This window comes from Egibacter rhizosphaerae (assembly GCF_004322855.1).
GTDB classification, from domain to species: Bacteria; Actinomycetota; Nitriliruptoria; order Euzebyales; family Egibacteraceae; genus Egibacter; species Egibacter rhizosphaerae.
On record NZ_CP036402.1, the window covers coordinates 2,856,742 to 2,875,641 of the forward strand.

Consider the following 18,900-nt stretch of genomic DNA (forward strand, 5'->3'; position numbering starts at 1 on the left):
GACAGCGCAGACGAGCGTTCAGAGGAGCCACCGAGATGAGCAAGGAGAAGTTCGAGCGGTCGAAGCCGCATATGAATATCGGCACGATCGGGCATGTCGATCATGGGAAGACGACGTTGACGGCGGCGATCACGAATGTGTTGCATAAGCACAATCCGGATGTCGCGTTCACGCCGTTCGAGGATATTGACAAGGCGCCGGAGGAGCGCGAGCGCGGTATCACGATCAACGTCGCGCATGTGGAGTATGAGACCGAGAATCGTCATTATGCGCATGTGGATGCGCCGGGGCACGCGGATTATGTGAAGAACATGATTACGGGTGCGGCGCAGATGGATGGGGCGATTCTGGTGGTCAGTGCGGCGGATGGCCCGATGCCGCAGACGCGTGAGCACGTGTTGTTGGCGCGTCAGGTGGGGGTGCCGCGGTTGGTGGTGTTCCTCAACAAGGCCGACATGGTCGATGATGAGGAGTTGCTCGAGCTGGTGGAGATGGAGGTCCGCGAGCTGCTGGAGGCCTATGAGTTCGATGGTGAGGGCACTCCGGTGGTGAAGGGTTCGGCGTTGCAGGCTCTGGAGGGCGATGAGGGCCAGGAGGCCCGGGTCTTGGAGTTGATGGGCGAGGTCGATGGGTACTTCGAGGAGCCGGCTCGGGATGTGGACAAGCCGTTCTTGATGCCGGTGGAGGATGTGTTCAGCATCACTGGTCGCGGCACGGTGGTGACCGGTCGTGTGGAGCAGGGCGTGGTCAAGCCCGGCGGGGAGGTCGAGATCGTCGGGTTGGGTGAGACGCGCAAGACCACGGCCACGGGTGTGGAGATGTTCCGCAAGTTGTTGGACGAGGGGCGTGCGGGCGACAACATTGGTGTGTTGTTGCGCGGCACGAAGAAGGAGGAGGTCGAGCGCGGGCAGGTGTTGGCCAAGCCGGGCAGCATCACGCCGCACACGAACTTCGAGGCGCAGGTGTACATCCTGTCCAAGGACGAGGGTGGCCGGCACACGCCGTTCTTCAACAACTATCGGCCGCAGTTCTACTTCCGGACCACGGATGTGACCGGCACGGTGACGTTGCCGGAGGGCACCGAGATGGTGATGCCGGGCGACAACACCGAGATGACGGTGGAGTTGATCAGCCCGATCGCGATGGAGGAGGGGTTGCAGTTCGCGATTCGTGAGGGCGGCAAGACCGTCGGTGCGGGTCGTGTGACCAAGATCCTCAAGTGAGCGCGGCTGTCGGGTCGGGGGCTGGTGGGCTCTCGACCCGGCGGCCGCGGCGCCACCCGCGGCGCGTCCGAGCCTCATCCGCCGCTGCCACCACCCCCGCGACACGCCACACGCCTCGCGGGGGCACTCCCCGCCAGCCCACGAGCCACGACCAGCGCACACGGACCACCACACCCCGCGACGCGAGCACGCAGAAGGCTGAGGAATGGCAGACCAGAAGATCCGCATCCGCCTGAAGGCCTACGACCACGAGGTCATCGACGCCTCGGCGCGCAAGATCGTCGACACGGTCGAGCGCACCGGCGCCCGCATCACCGGACCCGTACCCCTGCCCACCGAGAAGAACATGTTCTGCGTGATCCGCTCGCCGCACAAGTACAAGGACTCGCGCGAGCACTTCGAGATGCGCACCCACAAGCGGCTCATCGATATCCACGACCCGACCCAGAAGACCGTCGACTCGCTGATGCGGCTCGACCTCCCGGCGGGCGTCGACATCGAGATCAAGCTCTGACCACACGCCGAACGGCGCCGCCGGCCATCGGCGCCGGGGTGCGCCACGACACCCCCGTGGTGGGGACGTCGGCGTACCGCCGTAGCAGCACCAACCCGGACATCGAACAGGACGCGAGGCGAGCAGACGATGGTTGCACGAGGGATTCTCGGCACGAAGGTCGGGATGACGCAGGTGTTCGACGATGACGCCCACGTCATCCCGGTCACGGTCGTGCGCGCGGGGCCGTGCCCCGTCGTGCAGGTCCGCACGCCCGAGCGGGACGGCTACCACGCCGTGCAGCTGGGGTACGGCACCGACGACAACCCCACGAAGCCCGTGGCCGGACACTTCGCCGCGGCGGGCGTCGAGCCCACCGAGCACCTGGTGGAGTTGCCGCTCGAGGGCGAGTACCAGCCCGGCGACGTGGTCACCGTGGCCCAGTTCGTCGACGGGCAGCACGTCGATGTCGCCGGCACGAGCAAGGGCAAGGGTTTCGCCGGCGTGATGAAGCGCCACGGCTTCGGGGGTCAGCGCGCCAGCCACGGTGCCCACAAGACCCACCGGGCGCCCGGCGCCATCGGAGGCGCCGCGACGCCGTCGCGGGTCTTCCCCGGTAAGCGCATGGCCGGCCGCATGGGTGCCGAGCGCGTGACGGTGCAGAGCCTCGAGCTCGTGCGGGTCGATCCCGAGCGCAACCTGCTGCTGATCCGTGGGAGCGTGCCCGGGCCGAACGGCGGCCTGCTGGACATCCGTGACGCCGCCAAGCGGCCGAGCCCCGCGGGCGCCGAGGGAGGTGACGAGTGATGGCCCAGCACGCGACGACCGAGGTGCAGGCCGAAGTCCTCGACGAGCAGGGCGCGGTCGTCGACACGGTCGACCTCGCGCCCGAGTGGTTCGGGGTCGAGCCGAACGTGCCGGTCATGCACCAGGTGGTGACCGCGCAGCTCGCGAACGCGCGGCGCGACACCGCGAAGACGAAGACGCGCGGCGAGCGGCGCGGCGGTGGCCGCAAGCCCTGGCGCCAGAAGGGGACCGGGCGTGCCCGCCAGGGGTCCATCCGGGCGCCCCAGTGGGTCGGCGGCGGTGTCGCGCACGGCCCCACCGGCCAGCAGAACCACGGGCAGCGGGTCAACAAGAAGGTCAAGCGCAAGGCGCTGGCCGGCGCGCTCTCCGACCGTGCGGGCGAGGAGGCCCTCAAGGTCGTGCGCGGACTCGCTCCCGAGGTCCCGCGGACGAAGGCCGCGCGGGCCTTCCTCTCCGGTGCCGGGATCGAGGACGCGAAGGTCCTGCTCGTGCTGGCAGGCCGGCACGTGGGGGTGGAGAAGAGCTTCGACAACCTGCCCAACGTGCACGTGTTGATGGTCGACCAGCTGAACACGTACGACGTGCTGCGTAGCGACGTCGTCGTCGTGCAGGAGGACGCCCTGGCGTTGATCGGCACCGGGCAGCGCGCGACCGCGACCGGGGACGACGCGGATGCGGGGGTGACGACCAGTGAGGAACGCGCGCGACGTCATCATCGCCCCGGTGGTGAGCGAGAAGAGCTACGAGCTGCTCGACGAGGGCCGCTACACGTTCCTCGTGCACCCCGAGGCGAACAAGACCGAGATCAAGCAGGCCGTCGAGGAGATCTGGGACGTGTCGGTCGCCAAGGTGAACACCTTGAACCGCAAGGGCAAGCGCAAGCGCTTCCGGTTCACCGAGGGCCGACGCAAGGACACCAAGCGCGCGATCGTGATCCTCGCCGACGGCGACGAGATCGACATCTTCGACGCCGGCCTCTAGCCGTCGGCGCGGACGACCACCCCGAGCAAGCACACGAAGGCTGAGACGATGGCGATTCGCAGAGAGAAGCCGATCACCGCCGGACGGCGCGGGATGAGCACGCCGGACTTCGCCGAGGTCACTCGCGGCGAACCGGAGAAGTCGCTCACCAAGCCGAACCCGAAGCGTGCGGGGCGCAACACCCACGGGCGCATCACGACGCGCCACCAGGGTGGTGGGCACAAGCGCAAGCTGCGCGAGATCGACTTCCGCCGCACCAAGGACGGCGTGCCCGCCAGGGTCGCGAGCATCGAGTACGACCCGAACCGGTCGGCGCGCATCGCCCTGCTGAACTATGTGGACGGCGAGAAGCGCTACATCCTGGCGCCCGACCGTCTCAAGGTCGGCCAATGGGTCGAATCCGGCGAGGGTGCGGACATCCGCGCCGGCAACGCGTTGCCCCTGCGCAACATCCCGGTCGGAACGACCGTGCACGCCGTCGAGTTGCGTCCCGGGGGTGGCGCAAAGCTCGGGCGCAGCGCGGGTAACCGCGTGCAGTTGCTCGCCAAGGAGGGCAAGAAGGCCGCGGTGCGTCTGCCCTCCGGTGAGGTCCGCCTGGTCCTCGCGGATTGCCGGGCCACCGTCGGCTCGGTGGGCAACGCGGAGCACGAGCTCGTGCAGGTCGGCAAGGCCGGCCGCAGCCGGTGGAAGAACCAGCGGCCGACGACCCGGGGTGTCGCGATGAACCCGGCCGACCACCCGCTCGGTGGCGGCGAGGGCAAGAGCTCGGGTGGGCGGCACCCCACAAACCCCAAGGGCAAGCCCGAGGGCCGCACCCGCAAGGCCAAGAAGGCGTCCGACGCCGACATCATCCGCCGGCGCGGCAAGCGCCGTCGTCGCTAGGGCAGAAAGGGCTGACACGCCATGCCGCGCAGCGTCAAGAAGGGTCCGTTCGTCGATCTGCATCTCGAGAAGAAGGTCGACGAGCTCAACCGCAAGAACGAGAAGCGCGTCATCAAGACCTGGTCGCGCCGCTCGGAGATCTCGCCCGAGATGGTCGGCCACACGATCGCGGTGCACGACGGCCGGAAGCACGTGCCGGTGTTCATCAGCGAGTCGATGGTCGGGCACAAGCTCGGTGAGTTCGCGCCCACGCGCGCCATCAAGTGGCGCGGAGCGGGGGAGAAGCAGCAGGTCCGAGGCAAGCGCCGGTAGACCCTCGGAGCCGGTTCGTCCGGCCCGGGACAACGATTGCTGGGAAAGAACCAGGCAAGGAGTCACGATGCAGGCGAAGGCCACGCTCCGCTACGCGCGGGTCGCGCCACCGAAGGTGCGCCAGATCACGCGCGATCTGCGTGGGCTCGGCGTCGAGGAGGCCCGCGCCGTCCTCGACCTCGAGACCAAGGGCGCGGCGCGAGATGTCCGCAAGACCTTGGACTCGGCCGCCGCCAACGCGGAGAACAACCACGAGCTCGATCCCGAGGACCTCGTGATCGAGCGGATCGTGGTCGAGGAGGGCCCCGTCCTGCGGCGGTTCCGGCCGCGCGCGATGGGGCGCGCGACGCGGATCCGCAAGCGCACCACCCACCTCACCGTGGTCCTCACCGACGGCGAGGACGAGGAGCCCGCCCCGTCACGGGGCAAGGGCGCCTCCAAGGCGGCGGCAGCCGCCGCGACGGGGGCGGCCGCCGGTGAGGGCGAGCACGAGTCCAGCCAGTCCGACGGCGACGACGCCGGCAGCGCGTAGGCCGCAGAGGAGATCGAAGTGGGCCAGAAGATCCACCCGTACGGGTTCCGGCTCGGCGTCATCAAGGACCACACGTCCCGTTGGTTCGCGGATGCCGACTACGCGAGCTACGTCGCGGAGGACGAGCGGATCCGCCGCTACATCAGCGAGCGGGTCCGTCACTCCGGCGTGAGCCAGATCATCATCGAACGCACCCGGGAGCGCATCACCGTGGACGTGTGGTCCGCGCGGCCGGGCATCGTCATCGGACGGCGCGGCGCAGAGGCCGATGCCATCCGTGGCGAGCTGGAGAAGATGACCGGCAAGTCGATCAAGCTCAACATCAAGGAGATCAAGACTCCCGAGCTCGACGCGCAGGTCACCGCCCACAACGTCGCCGAGCAGTTGCGCGGGCGTGTCAGCTTCCGTCGTGCGATGCGGCGCGCCACCCAGAACGCGATGAAGGCCGGCGCCAAGGGCGTGCGGGTGCAGTGCTCCGGGCGCCTCGGCGGCGCGGAGATGAGCCGCACCGAGTGGTACCGCGAGGGCCAGGTGCCCCTGCACACGCTGCGCGCCGACATCGACTACGGGTTCGACGAGGCACGCACGACCTACGGTCGCATCGGTGTGAAGGTCTGGATCTACAAGGGCGAGATCCTGCCGGAGCAAGGCCAGGAGCCGGTGCGTCCGTCGCGTCCGAAGCGTCGCAAGGCGGACACGCCGACCGAGCCGACCAACCAGCCCGATCAGTACCCCCCGCAGGAGGCGGTCCGCCCGGGCTCGCCCGCGCCCGAGGACGCGGTGCCGCCGGGGCATGCCACCCCGGCGGCCGACAGCTCGGCAGCCACCGAAGGCTTCGGGCAGGAGCCGGGTGACCCCACGGGAGCGGCCGCCGAGCCGGTCGTCGACCCCGACAAGCCGTCCGGGGAAGCGGTGGGCGAGCAGGCCACCGAGGCCGAGGCCGCCGCGGAGAACCTCGATGTGGTGCCCGAGGCACGTCCCGACGTGACGGTGCCGCGTGAGACCGAGGGTGCTGACGCCGATGAGGACGAGGCCATCGAGCCGAATCCCGAGGCCATCGAGCCGAACCCCGAAGCGGTCGAGCCGAACCCCGAGGCCGACACCGGCGACGAGGACGAGGGCCGCGCGTAGCGCGCCCCCCGAGCGAACGAGGAGCAACGGCGATGCTAGCCCCCAGGAAGGTCTACTACCGCAAGCAGCACCGTGGCCGCACCCGCGGCCTGTCGAAGGGGCACACCGAGATCGCGTTCGGCGACTACGGGCTGCAGACGCTCGACCCGGGCTGGATCACGAACCGTCAGATCGAGGCGGCCCGTATCGCCATGACCCGGTACATCAAGCGACAGGGGAAGGTCTGGATCACGATCTTCCCGCACAAGGCGTACACGAAGAAGCCGGCCGAGACCCGCATGGGCTCGGGCAAGGGCTCGCCCGAGGGCTGGGTCGCGGTGGTCAAGCCGGGGCGGATCATGTTCGAGCTCTCCGGCGTGAACCACGAGACCGCTCGCGAGGCGATGCGCCTCGCGGGGCACAAGCTGCCCGTCCGTACCAGGTTCGTCGCACGCGAGAGCGAGTAGGCCAACACGCGGGTCGCCGAACACCGCGTCGGCCGGCGTCCCGCTTTGTCACCGGCGCGACGCGGCCCGCCCGGCGCGAGCCCGAGAGGAGACCGACACCATGAACGCACAGGAGCTCCGGGAGCTCTCCGATGAGGAGCTCGTCGAGCAGCACGACGAGCTGAAGGAGGAGCTGTTCAACCTGCGCTTCCAGATGGCGACCGGCCAGCTCGACAACCCGCGTCGGTTGCAGCAGGTCCGCCGCGACATCGCGCGTGTCCTGACCGTGCAGCGCGAACGGGAGCTGTCGGCCGCCCGTTCCGACGCGTAGCCGGCCCGCGCGTCCGGGCGTCCGCGCGCCCGACCCCGATCCCGAGAACGACCCCTGAGGAGGACCAGCGTGAGCACCGAGACCGCTCCGGAGCCGGAGCGACCGCTCAACGAGCGGAAAGTGCGGCAGGGCATCGTCGTGAGCGACAAGATGGACAAGACCGTCGTCGTGCTCGTCGAGCGTCGCACCACTCACCCGCTCTACCACAAGATCATCAAGAAGAGCGAGAAGTTCCACGCCCACGACGAGGACAACGACGCTCGCGAGGGCGATCGTGTGCGGATCTCCGAGACGCGCCCGTTGTCGAAGCGCAAGCGCTGGCGGCTCGTCGGGGTCCTCGAGCGCGCCAAGTAGGCGCGCCGACCCAACTGGGCCGCGCCGCGCAGCGCGCGGCCGAAGGAAGGAGCGCGCGGCGCCGGACGCGCCGCGTGACAGCGAAGTTCACCGCGAACGAGCAGGAAGAGCGAACCGATGATCCAGCAGGAATCGAGGTTGCGGGTCGCCGACAACACGGGCGCCCGCGAGGTGTTGTGCGTCCGTGTGCTCGGGGGATCCGGGCGGCGGTACGCCTCGCTCGGCGACGAGATCGTCGCGACGGTCAAGCAGGCGATCCCCGCCGCCGGGGTGAAGCGCGGCGACGTCGTCCACGCGGTCGTCGTGCGCACCCGCAAGGAGCGCCGACGCAACGACGGCACCTACATCCGCTTCGACGACAACGCCTGCGTGCTCGTGAACAACACCGGCGCGCCGCGCGGCACCCGCATCTTCGGCCCCGTGGCACGGGAGCTGCGGCAGCGGCGGTTCATGCGGATCGTGTCGCTCGCGCCCGAGGTGCTGTAGTCACCGCCACCGGAGAGTGCCCGGCCCGCTCCGGGTCATGGGCGATGGGGAGCAGGAGAACGCTATGCAGCGCATCAAGAAGGACGACCGAGTGAAGGTCATCACCGGCAAGGACCGCGGCACGACCGGCCGGGTCGTGCGCGTCTGGCCGAGCGACGGCCGTGTCATGGTCGAGGGCGTGAACGTGCAGACCAAGCACACCCCCATCCAGCGTTCGCGCACGGGGACCACCGAGGGGGGGATCGTCCACGAGGAAGCGCCGCTGCCGGCGTCGAACGTGCTCCCGATCTGCGAGGAGTGCGGGGAGGCGACACGCGTCGGCGCCAAGTTCGTCGACGGCGTCAAGCACCGCAATTGCCGCGCCTGCGACGCGACGTTCTAGGAGCCAGCGCCATGTCGACCACTGAGACCACCAACTACGTGCCGCGGCTCAAGCAGCGGTATCACGACGAGCTACGCGATCAGCTGCAGTCGCAGCTGGGCCTCGACAACGTGATGCAGGTGCCGCGGCTCGAGAAGATCACCGTGAACATGGGCATCGGGGAGGCGGTGCAGGACGCGCGGGCGCTCGAGGGTGCCATGCGCGACCTCGCCACGATCACCGGGCAGAAGCCCGTGGCGACCACCGCGCGCAAGTCGATCGCCGGCTTCCGCGTGCGCAAGGGCATGCCGATCGGCGCGAAGGTCACCCTGCGCGGCGACCGCATGTGGGACTTCTTCGACCGCCTGCTGTCCGTCGCGCTGCCGCGCATCCGCGACTTCCGCGGGCTGCCGGCGCGCAGCTTCGACGGGCAGGGCAACTACACGTTCGGCGTGACCGAACAGCTCATCTTCCCGGAGATCGACTACGACGCGATCGACCGGGTCCGCGGCATGGACATCACGATCGTCACCAGTGCCACCAACAACGAGCACGGCCGCGCGCTGCTCGTGGCCTACGGGTTCCCGTTCAGCGACCGGACCTCCTAGGTCGGCCCCGCGCGGGGCCACCGTTACCGCCGCGCCGCAACCGTGATCCGAGCAGGAGCCGTCAATGGCAAAGAAGTCGAACATCGCGCAGGCGTCGCGCCCCCCGAAGTTCCGGGTGCGCGCGCACACGCGCTGCAGCCGCTGTGGGCGCTCGCGCAGCGTCTATCGCAAGTTCATGCTCTGCCGCGTCTGCTTCCGGGACCTCGCGCACAAGGGCGAGCTCCCGGGGGTGCGCAAGGCGAGCTGGTAGGGAGCGCACCGCCCGCGACCGCACACAGACAACGGGAAGTACGGGGCCGGGCGTCCCGAGGCATCGAGCGGATGCCCCGCCGCCGGTCCCCGCAACCCCTCGAGGAGCGATGCACGATGACGATGACCGACCCGATCGCGGACATGCTCACGCGTATCCGCAACGCGAACGTCGCCTACCGCGAGGAGATCTCCATGCCCTCCTCGAAGGTGAAGGCGGCGATCGCGGACATCCTCAAGCGTGAGGGATACCTCCGCGACTTCGCGGTGGACCCGACGAAGCCACAGGCGACGCTGCGGCTGGCGCTGAAGTACTCATCCCAACGGGAGAAGGCCATCAACGGCATCCGCCGGGTGTCGAAGCCGGGCCTGCGCGTGTACTGCCAACGCGACGAGGTGCCGCGTGTGCTGGGCGGGCTCGGGATCGCGCTGATCTCGACCTCCCGGGGCTTGATGACCGACCGCGAGGCCCGCAAGCAGGGCATCGGCGGGGAGGTAATGGCCTACGTCTGGTAGCAGTGCGGTCACGGGCGGAAGGCCCGGATCCGTGGGCGATGTCTGTGACGCGAGAGGAGCGAAGCATCATGAGCCGCATCGGCAAGGAGCCGATCACCCTCCCCGACGGGGTCGACGTGACCGTCGGCCAGGGGGAGGTCACCGTGGACGGCCCCAAGGGTACGCTGTCCCAGCACGTCGACCCGGGGATGTCGATCGAGGTCGTCGACGGTCGCGTCGACATCGAGCGCCCGGACGACTCGCAGGAGAGCCGTGCGCGCCACGGCCTCACCCGCGCCCTCATCGCGAACATGGTGCACGGTGTGCACGAGGGTTGGCGCCGTGAGTTGCAGATCGTGGGCGTCGGCTACCGCGCGCAGAAGCGAGGCAGCGGGGTGCAGATCCAGGTCGGCTACAGCCACTCGGTCGACGTCGAGGCGCCCGACGGGATCGACCTCGAGGTCCCCAGCCCCACCCAGATCGTGGTGTCGGGAGCCGACAAGCAGCGGGTCGGCCAGGTCGCCGCCGACATCCGCAAAATACGCAGGCCGGAGCCGTACAAGGGCAAGGGGATCCGCTACGCCGGTGAGGAAGTCCGGCGCAAGTCCGGCAAGGCCGCCGGCTGACCCGTCCGTCCCCCCGAGGACCGACCGCTCGATCGTTCGCGTCCCGCGCACCCGCCGGTGCCGCACGAGGCCGGCGGCCGCGGACGAGGAGGCAGTGATGACGAACACGACCGACAAACGCCGCGCACGAGAGCGCCGACACCGGCGTGTCCGCGGCAAGATCCAGGGCACGGCCGAGCGGCCACGCCTCAACGTCTACCGGTCCAACCGTGCGATCTACGCGCAGGTGATCGACGACGGCGAGGGCCGTACGATCGTGGCAGCGAACAGTCTCGAGGACGGCGTCGCAGCGGAGGGCGACGGCAAGGTTGGCGCCGCGCGGGCCGTCGGCGAGCTGGTCGGCCGGCGTGCGAGCGAGGCCGGCATCGGCGAGGTCGTGTTCGACCGTGGCGGCAACCGCTACCACGGGCGTATCGCGGCCCTGGCCGACGGCGCCCGCGAAGCCGGTCTGCAGTTCTAGCCGCCAGCCCGGCCGCGCCCCGAGCGCGGTCGGGCATCACCCGTCACACGACCCAGCCAGCGACCACGCAACAACCGGAGATCAAGGTCAGGGAGCAACCATGGCAGCAGCAGGTGGACGCGGAGGCCGCGGCGGCCGCGGTCGGGGGCGCGAGGAAGAGCGCAGCCCCTACGAGGAGAAGGTCGTCGCGATCAACCGCGTGGCCAAGGTCGTCAAGGGCGGCCGCCGCTTCTCCTTCACGGCGCTCGTCGTGGTCGGCGACGGTGAAGGCACCGTCGGCGTCGGCTACGGCAAGGCCAAGGAAGTCCCCGCGGCGATCCAGAAGGGCGTCGAGGAGGGCAAGAAGAACCTGTTCAAGGTTCCGATGATCCAGCGCACGATCGTCCACGAGGTCACTGCCCGCGACGATGCGGGCTGGGTCGTGCTGAAGCCTGCCGCGCCCGGGACCGGTGTCATCGCGGGCGGGCCGATGCGCGCCGTGCTCGAGTCCGCCGGGATCGGTGACGTGCTCGCGAAGTCGATGGGCACGGCCAACGCCCTCAACGTGGTCGGCGCCACGGTCAGCGCGCTCAAGTCGCTGCGTTGGCCCGAGGAGGTCGCTCGGCTGCGTGACGTGGAGCTGGAGGAGATCCTGCCCCGCAAGATGCTCGAGAACATGAAGGCGCCGACCGATGCGTGAGCTCGAGGTCACCCAGGTCCGCTCGACGAGCGGGCAGCAGGAGGGGCAGCGTCGCACGTTGCGTGCGCTGGGCCTGCGCCGCCGGCACCAGACCGTCACCCGGCCCGACCGGCCGGAGGTACGCGGGATGCTCGCGAAGGTCGCTCACCTCGTCGAGGTGCGCTACCCGGGCGAGGGCGAGGTCCTCGACCTCGAGCCGGGTCAGGAGCCGAAGGGGGTCGGGAACCCGCCCGCCGGCCAGTCCGTTGCCGACGACGAGGCGGCCGAGATCGCGGCGGCTGAGGAGGCCGCGCTGACAGAGACCGAGTCCGAAGGCGACGTCGACCCCGTGCCCGAGCAACTCGAGGAGGCCGACCTCGACGAGCCGGCCGACGATGAGAACGCCGAGGCGGACGACACCGCTGACACCACCGAGGACGCCGAAGAGGCAGACCGATGAAGATCCACCACTTGAAGCCCGCGCCGGGATCCCGCAAGTCACGCACCCGCAAGGGGCGCGGCGAGTCGGCCGGGAAGGGCAAGACCGCCGGCCGTGGGATGAAGGGCACGAAGGCGCGCGGCCAGGTGCCCGCCGGCTTCGAGGGCGGGCAGCTACCGCTGCAGCGCCGCCTGCCCAAGATCGGCGGGTTCACGAACCCGAATCGTGTCGAGTACCGGACCGTCAACGTGGGCGAGCTGGAGCGCGCGTTCGCGGACGGCACCTCCGTCGGCCCCGACGAGCTGCACGCAGCGGGGCTGGTCCGCAAGGGCGACGCCCCCGTGAAGGTGCTGGGGGACGGGGAGCTCTCGCGCGCGCTGACGGTGCGCGCGCACGCGTTCAGCGGCAGCGCCCGCCGCAAGATCGACGAGGCCGGCGGCTCGGCCGAGCAGCTGTCCCGCGAGGCCACCGGCCGCAGGTAGTCGCCCGCTCAGAGGAAACCCCATGCTTCGCGCGTTCGCCAACGCCTTCAAGATCCCCGACCTTCGGGGCAAGATCTTCTTCACGATCGCGATCATCGCGGTCTACCGCCTGGGGGCGCACATCCCGACCCCGGGCGTCGACTTCGCGACCCTGCAGGGGTTCCTCGCGGGCGCACAGGCCGAGGGACCCGGCCAGCTGGTGAACCTGTTCAGCGGCGGCGCGTTCAACCAGCTGTCGGTGTTCGCCCTGGGGATCATGCCCTACATCACGGCGAGCATCATCATGCAGTTGCTCACGGTCGTGATCCCGAAGGTCGAGGAGTGGAAGAAGGAGGGCGAGACCGGGCAGAAGAAGATCAACCAGTGGACGCGCTACCTCACGGTGGCGCTCGCGCTCGTGCAGTCCACCGGGCTGATCGTCATGATCGGGCAGGGCAACCTGCTCGGCTTCGGTCAGTTGCCCGCCGGCATCACGCTCATCCCCGAGGACTCGATCCCGCTGCGGGCCCTGATGATCCTCACGATGACGGCCGGCACCGCGCTCATCATGTACCTGGGCGAGCTCATCAGCCAGCGCGGGGTCGGCAACGGGATGAGCCTCATCATCTTCTCGGCGATCGTCTCCGAGATCCCCAACCAGGGCAACGCGATCCTGCAGGCCGCCGGTGAGATGGTGTTCGCGGTCGCCGTGGCCGTGGGGTTGCTGCTGATCGTCGCCGTCGTCTTCGTCGAGCTGGGCCAGCGGCGGATCCCGGTCGAGTACGCCAAGCGGCAGGTCGGACGGCGCACCTACGGGGGCAGCCAGACCTACATCCCGCTCAAGGTGAACCAGTCGGGCGTCATCCCGATCATCTTCGCCTCCTCCATCCTCTTCATCCCGTCGCTCACCACCGGGCTGATCGACAACCCCGCGTTCACGCAGTTCGTCGAGCGCCACCTCAACCCCGAGAACCCGAGCTTCTGGTTCATCGCGGTGTACTTCGGGATGACGATGTTCTTCGCCTTCTTCTACACGGCGATCACGTTCAACCCGCAGGACGTGGCCGACAACATGAAGAAGTACGGCGGTTTCATCCCCGGGATCCGCCCGGGCAAGCCGACGGCCGACTACCTCGACTACGTGCTCACCCGCATCACGAGCGCCGGGTCGATCTACCTTTCGATCATCGCGGTCCTGCCGCTGATCGTCGCCGCGGCGGCGGGCCTGCCGTTCCCCTTCGGCGGGGCGATGCTGCTCATCGTGGTCGGGGTGGGGTTGAACACGATGCGCCAGATCGAGAGCCAGCTCCTGCAGCGCGACTACGAGGGTTTCATCCGCAGCTAGCAGCGGCCGGTCCGCTCGTTCGGCCCGCGCCCGACGTACTCGAGCAGGGTCGGGCGCCGTCCGGGCCGACCCACGACTCGGTCGTCGTTCGGCCGACACAGAAGAGGAGACATCGTGCGACTGGTCCTTCTCGGCCCCCCGGGGGCGGGCAAAGGCACACAGGCCGAGCTGATCGCTCGCGATCACGGGATCCCACACGTCTCGACGGGCGACATCTTCCGTGCGAACGTCGGGCAGGAGACCCAGCTCGGGCTGGAGGCGACGGCCTACATGGACCGCGGCGAGCTCGTCCCCGACGACGTCGTCAACCGGATGGTCGAGGATCGCCTCGCCCAGCCCGACGCGGCCCCGGGCTTCCTGCTGGACGGCTATCCGCGCACGACGGCGCAGGCCGAGGCCCTCGAACTCCTGCTGCAGGAGCGGGACACGCCGCTGGACGCCGTCCTACGCTTCGTGGTCCCCGAGGAGGAGTTGCTCGCCCGCCTCGAGGCCCGACGCGAGGCGGAGCACCGCAGCGACGACGACGCCGAGGTGATCCGCAAGCGCCTGGTGGAGTACCGCTCGAAGACCGCGCCGCTCGAGGACTTCTACGCCGAGCGCGGGCTCGTGCGCGACATCGACGCCGTCGGCACCGTCGAAGAGGTGCGCGAGCGGGCCGAGAAGGTGCTACAAGGCCTCAAGGGGGCGTGATCCGCACACCGCGCCAACGCCTCCGCCAGCTGCGGGGAGTGGCCCGCACCGACCAGCCGAAAGGCGCCCCGATGATCGTCCGCAAGTCCGCCCAGGAGATCGAGGCCATGGCTCGTGCCGGGGCCGTCGCCGCCCGGGCGCACGAGGCGATGCGTGACGCCCTCGAGCCGGGCATGTCGACCGGGGACCTGGACGCCATCGCCGAGCGCGAGATCGTCGGGGCCGGTGCGCAACCCTCGTTCAAGGGCTACCGGGGCTTCCCCGGGTCCGTCTGCACCTCGGTCAACGAGCAGATCGTGCACGGGATCCCCCGGTCCGACGTGATCCTGCAGGCCGGCGACCTCGTCAAGCTCGACACCGGCGCGATCGTCGACGGGTACCACAGCGACACCGCCGTTACCTGGATCGTGGGCGGCGAGGATGCTGCCCCTCCCGAGGTCCGCGAGCTCGTGGCCCGAACCCGCGCCGCCCTGTGGGCAGGCCTGCAGGCCGCGCTCGTCGGCAACCGGATCGGCGACATCTCCGCCGCGGTCGAGGCGCAGTCCCAATCGCGTGCGTACGGCGTCGTCAAGGAGTACGTCGGCCACGGCCTCGGCCGAGCACTCCACGAGGAGCCCCAGGTCCCGAACTACGGGCGAGCCGGACGGGGGCCCAAACTCGTGCGCGGCCTCGTCATCGCGATCGAGCCGATGTTCAACCTCGGGACCGCGGACACGGAGGTGCTCGAGGACGACTGGACCGTCGTCACCGCCGATCGGGCGCTGTCAGCCCACTGGGAACACACGGTCGCGGTCACCGACGACGGCCCGCGTGTGCTGACCGCACGCCGCGACGAACCGACGTACCCGCTCGACGAGCCCGACCGCGTGCCCGGACGCGAACTCGTCGTGGACGCCAGTAGCGCCTGATGCTAGAGTCTGAGGTCGGCCCTGGGCGGCATCCACATGTTGCCGCCTTATTGGGCCGTTCGTGTTGTCTTGAGAGCCGTTGCGGCCGATGGTCCCAGCCGCAGGGCGTCAGTGGGGCAGGTGCCAGCCTCGACGGACAACCCGGTCTCGGAGCCACGGTCTGAGGCCGCGCACCTGGGATCGCGGCGCCTCGCGCCGACCGCTGACCGAGTCCACCAGAACCGTTCGACGACAAGGGTAGAAGCCGTGAAGGTCCAGCCCTCGGTGAAGCGCCAGTGTGACCGGTGCCGGATCATCCGCCGGCACGGGCGGATCATGGTGATCTGCTCGAACCCCCGCCACAAGCAGCGGCAGGGCTAGGACCGGTCCGCTGTTCGCGCCGATCCGCCACCCTCGTCACCCGAGCCCACCGCACCAAGTCGTCACCCGAGCCCACCGCACCTAGGAGAGCGAGCGTATGGCCCGCATCGCCGGTGTCGACCTCCCGCGCGAGAAGCGTCTCGAGGTCGGCCTGACCTACATCTACGGCATCGGCCACCCGACGGCGCGCCAGATCGTCGTGCAGGCCGGAATCGACCCGCTCACCCGTGTGCGCGACCTGGACGACGGGCAGGTCAAGGCGCTGCGGGACATCATCGACGGGGCCTTCCAGGTCGAGGGTGACCTGCGCCGCGAGGTGCAGCAGAACATCAAGCGCAAGGTCGAGATCAATTCCTACCAGGGCATTCGGCACCGCCGGGCCCTGCCGGTCAACGGCCAGCGCACGCACACGAATGCGCGTACCCGGAAGGGCCGCAAGGCCACCGTCGGCGGCGCGGGCAAGCAGAAGAAGCGGAAGCACTGAGGAGACGATGGCTCAGCAGCGCAAGTCCAGCGAGCGGCGCCAGAAGAAGAAGGATCGCCGCCAGGTCGCCTACGGGCAGGCCCACGTCAAGAGTTCGTTCAACAACACGATCGTGACGATCACCGACCAGCAGGGTCACGTGCTGACCTGGTCCACGGCCGGCAACGCCGGCTTCAAGGGCAGCCGCAAGTCGACCCCGTTCGCTGCGCAACTGGCGGCCGAGCAGGCCGCGAAGCGCGCGGGGGAGTTCGGCATGCGCAAGATCGACGTGTTCGTGTCGGGCCCCGGCTCGGGGCGCGAGACCGCGATTCGTTCGCTCGCCGCGAACGGGCTCGAGGTCGCGGTCATCAAGGACGTGACCCCGATCCCGCACAACGGCTGCCGGCCACCGAAGCGCCGCCGCGTCTGACGCGCCGCTTTCGACACACGCCACCACGAGGGGTTCCATGGCTCGCTACACCGGACCGGACTGCAAGCTCTGCCGACGCGAACGGCAGAAGCTCTATCTCAAGGGCACCCGCTGCGAGGGTCCCAAGTGCGCGATCGAGAAGCGCCCCTACCCGCCGGGAGAGCACGGCCGGGGGCGCATCCGCGAGAGCGAGTACCTGCTGCAGCTGCGCGAGAAGCAGAAGGCGCGGCGCATCTACGGGGTTCTCGAGAAGCAGTTCCGCAACTACTACGAGGAAGCCAGCCGCTACCGCGGACGTACCGGTGAGGCGCTGCTGGTGTTCCTGGAGCGCCGACTCGACAACGTCGTCTACCGGGGCGCTCTCGCCCGCAGCCGGGACGAAGCGCGGCAGGTCGTCCGCCACCGTCACGTGCTCGTGAACGGTCGGGTCGTGAACATCCCGTCCTATCTGGTGAAGGCCGGCGACGTCATCACCATCAAGGAGAAGTCGCGGGACATCCAGGCCGTCCTGGGCGCGCTCGAGATCATCGGCACGAAGACGATCCCGGGGTGGCTGTCCACCGACCAGTCGAAGCTGCAGATCACCGTGCTCGACACGCCGGAGCGCAGCCAGATCGACACGCCCGTGCAGGAACAGCTCATCGTCGAGCTCTACTCGAAGTAGTCGAGCGACGGTCCGAGGCCGGCGTGCCACGGACCGCCGCTCCTACCCGCGCCGTCAGGAGGAGGCCCGAGGCCCGTGCTGACCGTTCAGCGACCCGGTATCACCGAGGAACCCCTCGTCGAGGGCGTGCGCAGCGTGTTCGCGATCGAACCTCTCGAGCCAGGCTTCGGCTACACGCTCGGCAACAGCCTGCGCCGCACCCTGCTGTCGTCCATCCCGGGCGCCGCGGTGACGAGCGTGCGCATCGAGGGGGTCTTGCACGAGTTCAGCTCGATCGACGGCGTCAAGGAGGATGTCACCGACATCATCCTGAACGTCAAGGATCTCGTGCTGCGCTGCCACTCCGAGGAGCCGGTCGAGATCTTCCTCGGGGGTGAGGGTCCCGGCGAGATCACCGCGGACTTCATCACCGCGCCGAGCGAGGTCGAGATCCTCAACCGCGATCATCACATCGCGACGCTCAACCGCAAGGGACGCGTCGAGATGTACCTGACCGTCGAGCAGGGCCGCGGCTACGTGTCGGCAGAGCGCAACAAGCGCCCCGACCAGCCGATCGGCGTGATCCCTGTCGACTCGATCTACTCGCCGGTGCGCCGCGTGACTTACCGTGTGGAAGCCACCCGTGTCGAGCAGATGACCAACTACGACCGGCTGCTGCTCGACGTGGAGACCGACGGCTCGGTCAGTCCCCCGGAGACCCTCGCGTCGGCCGGATCGACGCTGCAGGACCTCTTCGGGCTCTTCAGCGGGTTCGAGGAGTCGGGCCCCGGCGGCCTGTCCATCGGCGCCGACACCGCTGCTGCCGGACCCCAGTCCCCCAACCTCATGCTGCCGATCGAGGACCTGGACCTGTCGGTGCGCAGCTACAACTGCCTGAAGCGCGAGGGCGTCGCGACCGTCGGTGAGCTGGTCCAGAAGAGCGAGCAGGACCTGCTCGACATCCGCAACTTCGGGCAGAAGTCCATCGAGGAGGTCAAGCAGAAGCTGGCCGAGATGGGGCTCTCGCTCTCCGACTACGGCGGCTAGCCCGTACGGCTGCCCGCACCGCCCGTCACTCGCCACGAGCCTGCACGCACGAGGGAGCACGACCATGCCGACGCCCAAGAAGGGGCCCCGCTTCGGCGGTAGCCCCGGCCACCACAAGCACATGATGGCCAACCTGACCACCGAGCTGATCCGCCACGGGCGGATCCGCACGACGCAGGCACGGGCGAAGCACGTCCAGCCCCTCGCCGAGAAGATGATCACGCTCGGCAAGCGTGGTGACCTGCACGCCCGTCGGCGCGCGAACCGTGTCATCGAGGACGAGGAGGTGCTGGCGCGCCTGTTCGACGAGGTCGGGCCGGCCAACGCCGAGCGTCCCGGTGGCTACACGCGCGTCCTGAAGCTGGGGCCCCGCAAGGGGGATGCCGCACCGATGGCGCTGATCGAGCTGGTCGCCGACAGCGACGGCGACAGCGGCGAGAGCGTGCGCGAGGGGGCGGGCGCCGCTGGAGCCTGCGCCGGTCGCGGCGTGAGGAGGCGACCGGGGGAGCCCGGGCCGCGCCCGCGGCGGCCGCCACGGCCACCGCGGAGGAGCCCGAGGCCGATGCCGAAGAAGCCGAGGCCCCCGTTGACGAGTCAGCCGTGGGCGACCCGACCGACGAGAACGTCGAAGGGGTAGAGGCCGAGGAGGCCGACGCCTCCGAGCAGTCCGTCGGCGACGACGAGGACGAGTCCAAGGGCT

General features: G+C 69.5%; 29 protein-coding genes and 2 pseudogenes. All 31 read left to right on the forward strand.

Annotation, left to right across the window (positions count from 1 at the left end; all coding sequences use genetic code 11):
- Positions 1-35: 35 nt before the first annotated feature.
- The 31 genes and pseudogenes from tuf to rplQ all read left to right on the forward strand — a co-directional run bounded on the left by tuf (position 36) and on the right by rplQ (position 18,837).
- Positions 36-1,223, forward strand: coding sequence for an elongation factor Tu (gene tuf, locus ER308_RS13345; protein WP_131155432.1), 1,188 nt, complete (start codon positions 36-38; stop codon positions 1,221-1,223).
- A 205-nt stretch (positions 1,224-1,428) separates the two neighbouring features.
- Positions 1,429-1,737: a 30S ribosomal protein S10 gene (rpsJ, locus tag ER308_RS13350; protein ID WP_131155448.1), complete on the forward strand. Its 309-nt coding sequence runs from the start codon at positions 1,429-1,431 to the stop codon at positions 1,735-1,737.
- A gap of 129 nt (positions 1,738-1,866) precedes the next feature.
- Positions 1,867-2,523, forward strand: a complete 657-nt coding sequence (gene rplC, locus ER308_RS13355) for a 50S ribosomal protein L3 (RefSeq protein ID WP_131155449.1) — start codon at positions 1,867-1,869, stop codon at positions 2,521-2,523.
- Positions 2,523-3,146, forward strand: a pseudogene (gene rplD / locus ER308_RS23230) (50S ribosomal protein L4); the annotation flags it as partial. The gene rplC and the pseudogene rplD, both read left to right, overlap by 1 nt.
- Before the next feature lie 67 nt (positions 3,147-3,213).
- Positions 3,214-3,504 (forward strand): 50S ribosomal protein L23, encoded by a 291-nt coding sequence (gene rplW, locus ER308_RS13365; protein WP_131155450.1) that lies wholly within the window; start codon positions 3,214-3,216, stop codon positions 3,502-3,504.
- 48 nt (positions 3,505-3,552) lie between these two features.
- Positions 3,553-4,386, forward strand: a complete 834-nt coding sequence (rplB, locus tag ER308_RS13370) for a 50S ribosomal protein L2 (protein ID WP_131155451.1) — start codon at positions 3,553-3,555, stop codon at positions 4,384-4,386.
- A 21-nt stretch (positions 4,387-4,407) separates the two neighbouring features.
- Positions 4,408-4,698 carry a 30S ribosomal protein S19 gene (gene rpsS, locus ER308_RS13375; RefSeq protein WP_131155452.1) on the forward strand — a complete coding sequence of 97 codons (291 nt, stop codon included), beginning with the start codon at positions 4,408-4,410 and terminating at the stop codon, positions 4,696-4,698.
- A 67-nt stretch (positions 4,699-4,765) separates the two neighbouring features.
- Positions 4,766-5,101, forward strand: a pseudogene (rplV, locus tag ER308_RS13380) (50S ribosomal protein L22); the annotation flags it as partial.
- 147 nt (positions 5,102-5,248) lie between these two features.
- Entirely contained in the window at positions 5,249-6,361 is a 1,113-nt protein-coding gene (rpsC, locus tag ER308_RS23235) for a 30S ribosomal protein S3 (protein WP_131155454.1), read from the forward strand.
- A gap of 32 nt (positions 6,362-6,393) precedes the next feature.
- A complete protein-coding gene (rplP, locus tag ER308_RS13390; RefSeq protein WP_131155455.1) occupies positions 6,394-6,807 on the forward strand; it encodes a 50S ribosomal protein L16 in 414 nt (137 codons plus the stop codon).
- A gap of 100 nt (positions 6,808-6,907) precedes the next feature.
- Entirely contained in the window at positions 6,908-7,117 is a 210-nt protein-coding gene (gene rpmC / locus ER308_RS13395; protein WP_131155456.1) for a 50S ribosomal protein L29, read from the forward strand.
- Between the two features lie 69 nt (positions 7,118-7,186).
- On the forward strand, positions 7,187-7,471 hold the full coding sequence (gene rpsQ / locus ER308_RS13400) for a 30S ribosomal protein S17 (protein WP_276319846.1): 285 nt from the start codon (positions 7,187-7,189) through the stop codon (positions 7,469-7,471).
- A 117-nt stretch (positions 7,472-7,588) separates the two neighbouring features.
- Positions 7,589-7,957: a 50S ribosomal protein L14 gene (gene rplN, locus ER308_RS13405; protein ID WP_131155457.1), complete on the forward strand. Its 369-nt coding sequence runs from the start codon at positions 7,589-7,591 to the stop codon at positions 7,955-7,957.
- Between the two features lie 37 nt (positions 7,958-7,994).
- The gene (gene rplX / locus ER308_RS13410) at positions 7,995-8,339 is read left to right on the forward strand and encodes a 50S ribosomal protein L24 (RefSeq protein ID WP_420826164.1); all 345 of its coding nucleotides are present in this window, start codon (positions 7,995-7,997) and stop codon (positions 8,337-8,339) included.
- Between the two features lie 11 nt (positions 8,340-8,350).
- The gene (rplE, locus tag ER308_RS13415; RefSeq protein WP_131155458.1) at positions 8,351-8,926 is read left to right on the forward strand and encodes a 50S ribosomal protein L5; all 576 of its coding nucleotides are present in this window, start codon (positions 8,351-8,353) and stop codon (positions 8,924-8,926) included.
- 64 nt (positions 8,927-8,990) lie between these two features.
- Positions 8,991-9,176 (forward strand): type Z 30S ribosomal protein S14, encoded by a 186-nt coding sequence (locus tag ER308_RS13420; protein ID WP_131155459.1) that lies wholly within the window; start codon positions 8,991-8,993, stop codon positions 9,174-9,176.
- A 116-nt stretch (positions 9,177-9,292) separates the two neighbouring features.
- Positions 9,293-9,691 carry a 30S ribosomal protein S8 gene (gene rpsH, locus ER308_RS13425; RefSeq protein ID WP_131155460.1) on the forward strand — a complete coding sequence of 133 codons (399 nt, stop codon included), beginning with the start codon at positions 9,293-9,295 and terminating at the stop codon, positions 9,689-9,691.
- A 68-nt stretch (positions 9,692-9,759) separates the two neighbouring features.
- Entirely contained in the window at positions 9,760-10,296 is a 537-nt protein-coding gene (gene rplF / locus ER308_RS13430; protein ID WP_131155461.1) for a 50S ribosomal protein L6, read from the forward strand.
- A 97-nt stretch (positions 10,297-10,393) separates the two neighbouring features.
- A complete protein-coding gene (gene rplR, locus ER308_RS13435; protein WP_131155462.1) occupies positions 10,394-10,756 on the forward strand; it encodes a 50S ribosomal protein L18 in 363 nt (120 codons plus the stop codon).
- A gap of 100 nt (positions 10,757-10,856) precedes the next feature.
- Complete coding sequence (rpsE, locus tag ER308_RS13440) at positions 10,857-11,435, forward strand: 30S ribosomal protein S5 (RefSeq protein WP_131155463.1); 579 nt, start codon at positions 10,857-10,859, stop codon at positions 11,433-11,435.
- Entirely contained in the window at positions 11,428-11,874 is a 447-nt protein-coding gene (rpmD, locus tag ER308_RS22835) for a 50S ribosomal protein L30 (protein WP_205745610.1), read from the forward strand. Before rpsE ends, rpmD begins: the two co-directional genes overlap by 8 nt.
- Positions 11,871-12,335, forward strand: coding sequence for a 50S ribosomal protein L15 (gene rplO, locus ER308_RS13450; protein ID WP_131155464.1), 465 nt, complete (start codon positions 11,871-11,873; stop codon positions 12,333-12,335). The genes rpmD and rplO overlap by 4 nt, the downstream gene beginning before the upstream one ends.
- Positions 12,336-12,357: 22 nt before the next feature.
- On the forward strand, positions 12,358-13,659 hold the full coding sequence (gene secY, locus ER308_RS13455; RefSeq protein ID WP_131155465.1) for a preprotein translocase subunit SecY: 1,302 nt from the start codon (positions 12,358-12,360) through the stop codon (positions 13,657-13,659).
- A gap of 114 nt (positions 13,660-13,773) precedes the next feature.
- Entirely contained in the window at positions 13,774-14,349 is a 576-nt protein-coding gene (locus ER308_RS13460; RefSeq protein ID WP_131155466.1) for an adenylate kinase, read from the forward strand.
- Positions 14,346-15,257, forward strand: a complete 912-nt coding sequence (map, locus tag ER308_RS13465; protein WP_205745611.1) for a type I methionyl aminopeptidase — start codon at positions 14,346-14,348, stop codon at positions 15,255-15,257. Before ER308_RS13460 ends, map begins: the two co-directional genes overlap by 4 nt.
- Positions 15,258-15,503: 246 nt before the next feature.
- A complete protein-coding gene (gene rpmJ / locus ER308_RS13470; protein ID WP_131155467.1) occupies positions 15,504-15,617 on the forward strand; it encodes a 50S ribosomal protein L36 in 114 nt (37 codons plus the stop codon).
- 97 nt (positions 15,618-15,714) lie between these two features.
- Positions 15,715-16,101: a 30S ribosomal protein S13 gene (rpsM, locus tag ER308_RS13475; RefSeq protein ID WP_131155468.1), complete on the forward strand. Its 387-nt coding sequence runs from the start codon at positions 15,715-15,717 to the stop codon at positions 16,099-16,101.
- A 7-nt stretch (positions 16,102-16,108) separates the two neighbouring features.
- Complete coding sequence (gene rpsK / locus ER308_RS13480; protein WP_131155469.1) at positions 16,109-16,510, forward strand: 30S ribosomal protein S11; 402 nt, start codon at positions 16,109-16,111, stop codon at positions 16,508-16,510.
- 37 nt (positions 16,511-16,547) lie between these two features.
- Positions 16,548-17,174, forward strand: a complete 627-nt coding sequence (gene rpsD / locus ER308_RS13485) for a 30S ribosomal protein S4 (RefSeq protein WP_131155470.1) — start codon at positions 16,548-16,550, stop codon at positions 17,172-17,174.
- Between the two features lie 75 nt (positions 17,175-17,249).
- Positions 17,250-18,200, forward strand: coding sequence for a DNA-directed RNA polymerase subunit alpha (locus tag ER308_RS13490; protein WP_131155471.1), 951 nt, complete (start codon positions 17,250-17,252; stop codon positions 18,198-18,200).
- Positions 18,201-18,264: 64 nt separating this feature from the next.
- The gene (gene rplQ / locus ER308_RS22945; protein ID WP_131155472.1) at positions 18,265-18,837 is read left to right on the forward strand and encodes a 50S ribosomal protein L17; all 573 of its coding nucleotides are present in this window, start codon (positions 18,265-18,267) and stop codon (positions 18,835-18,837) included.
- Positions 18,838-18,900: the final 63 nt, after the last annotated feature.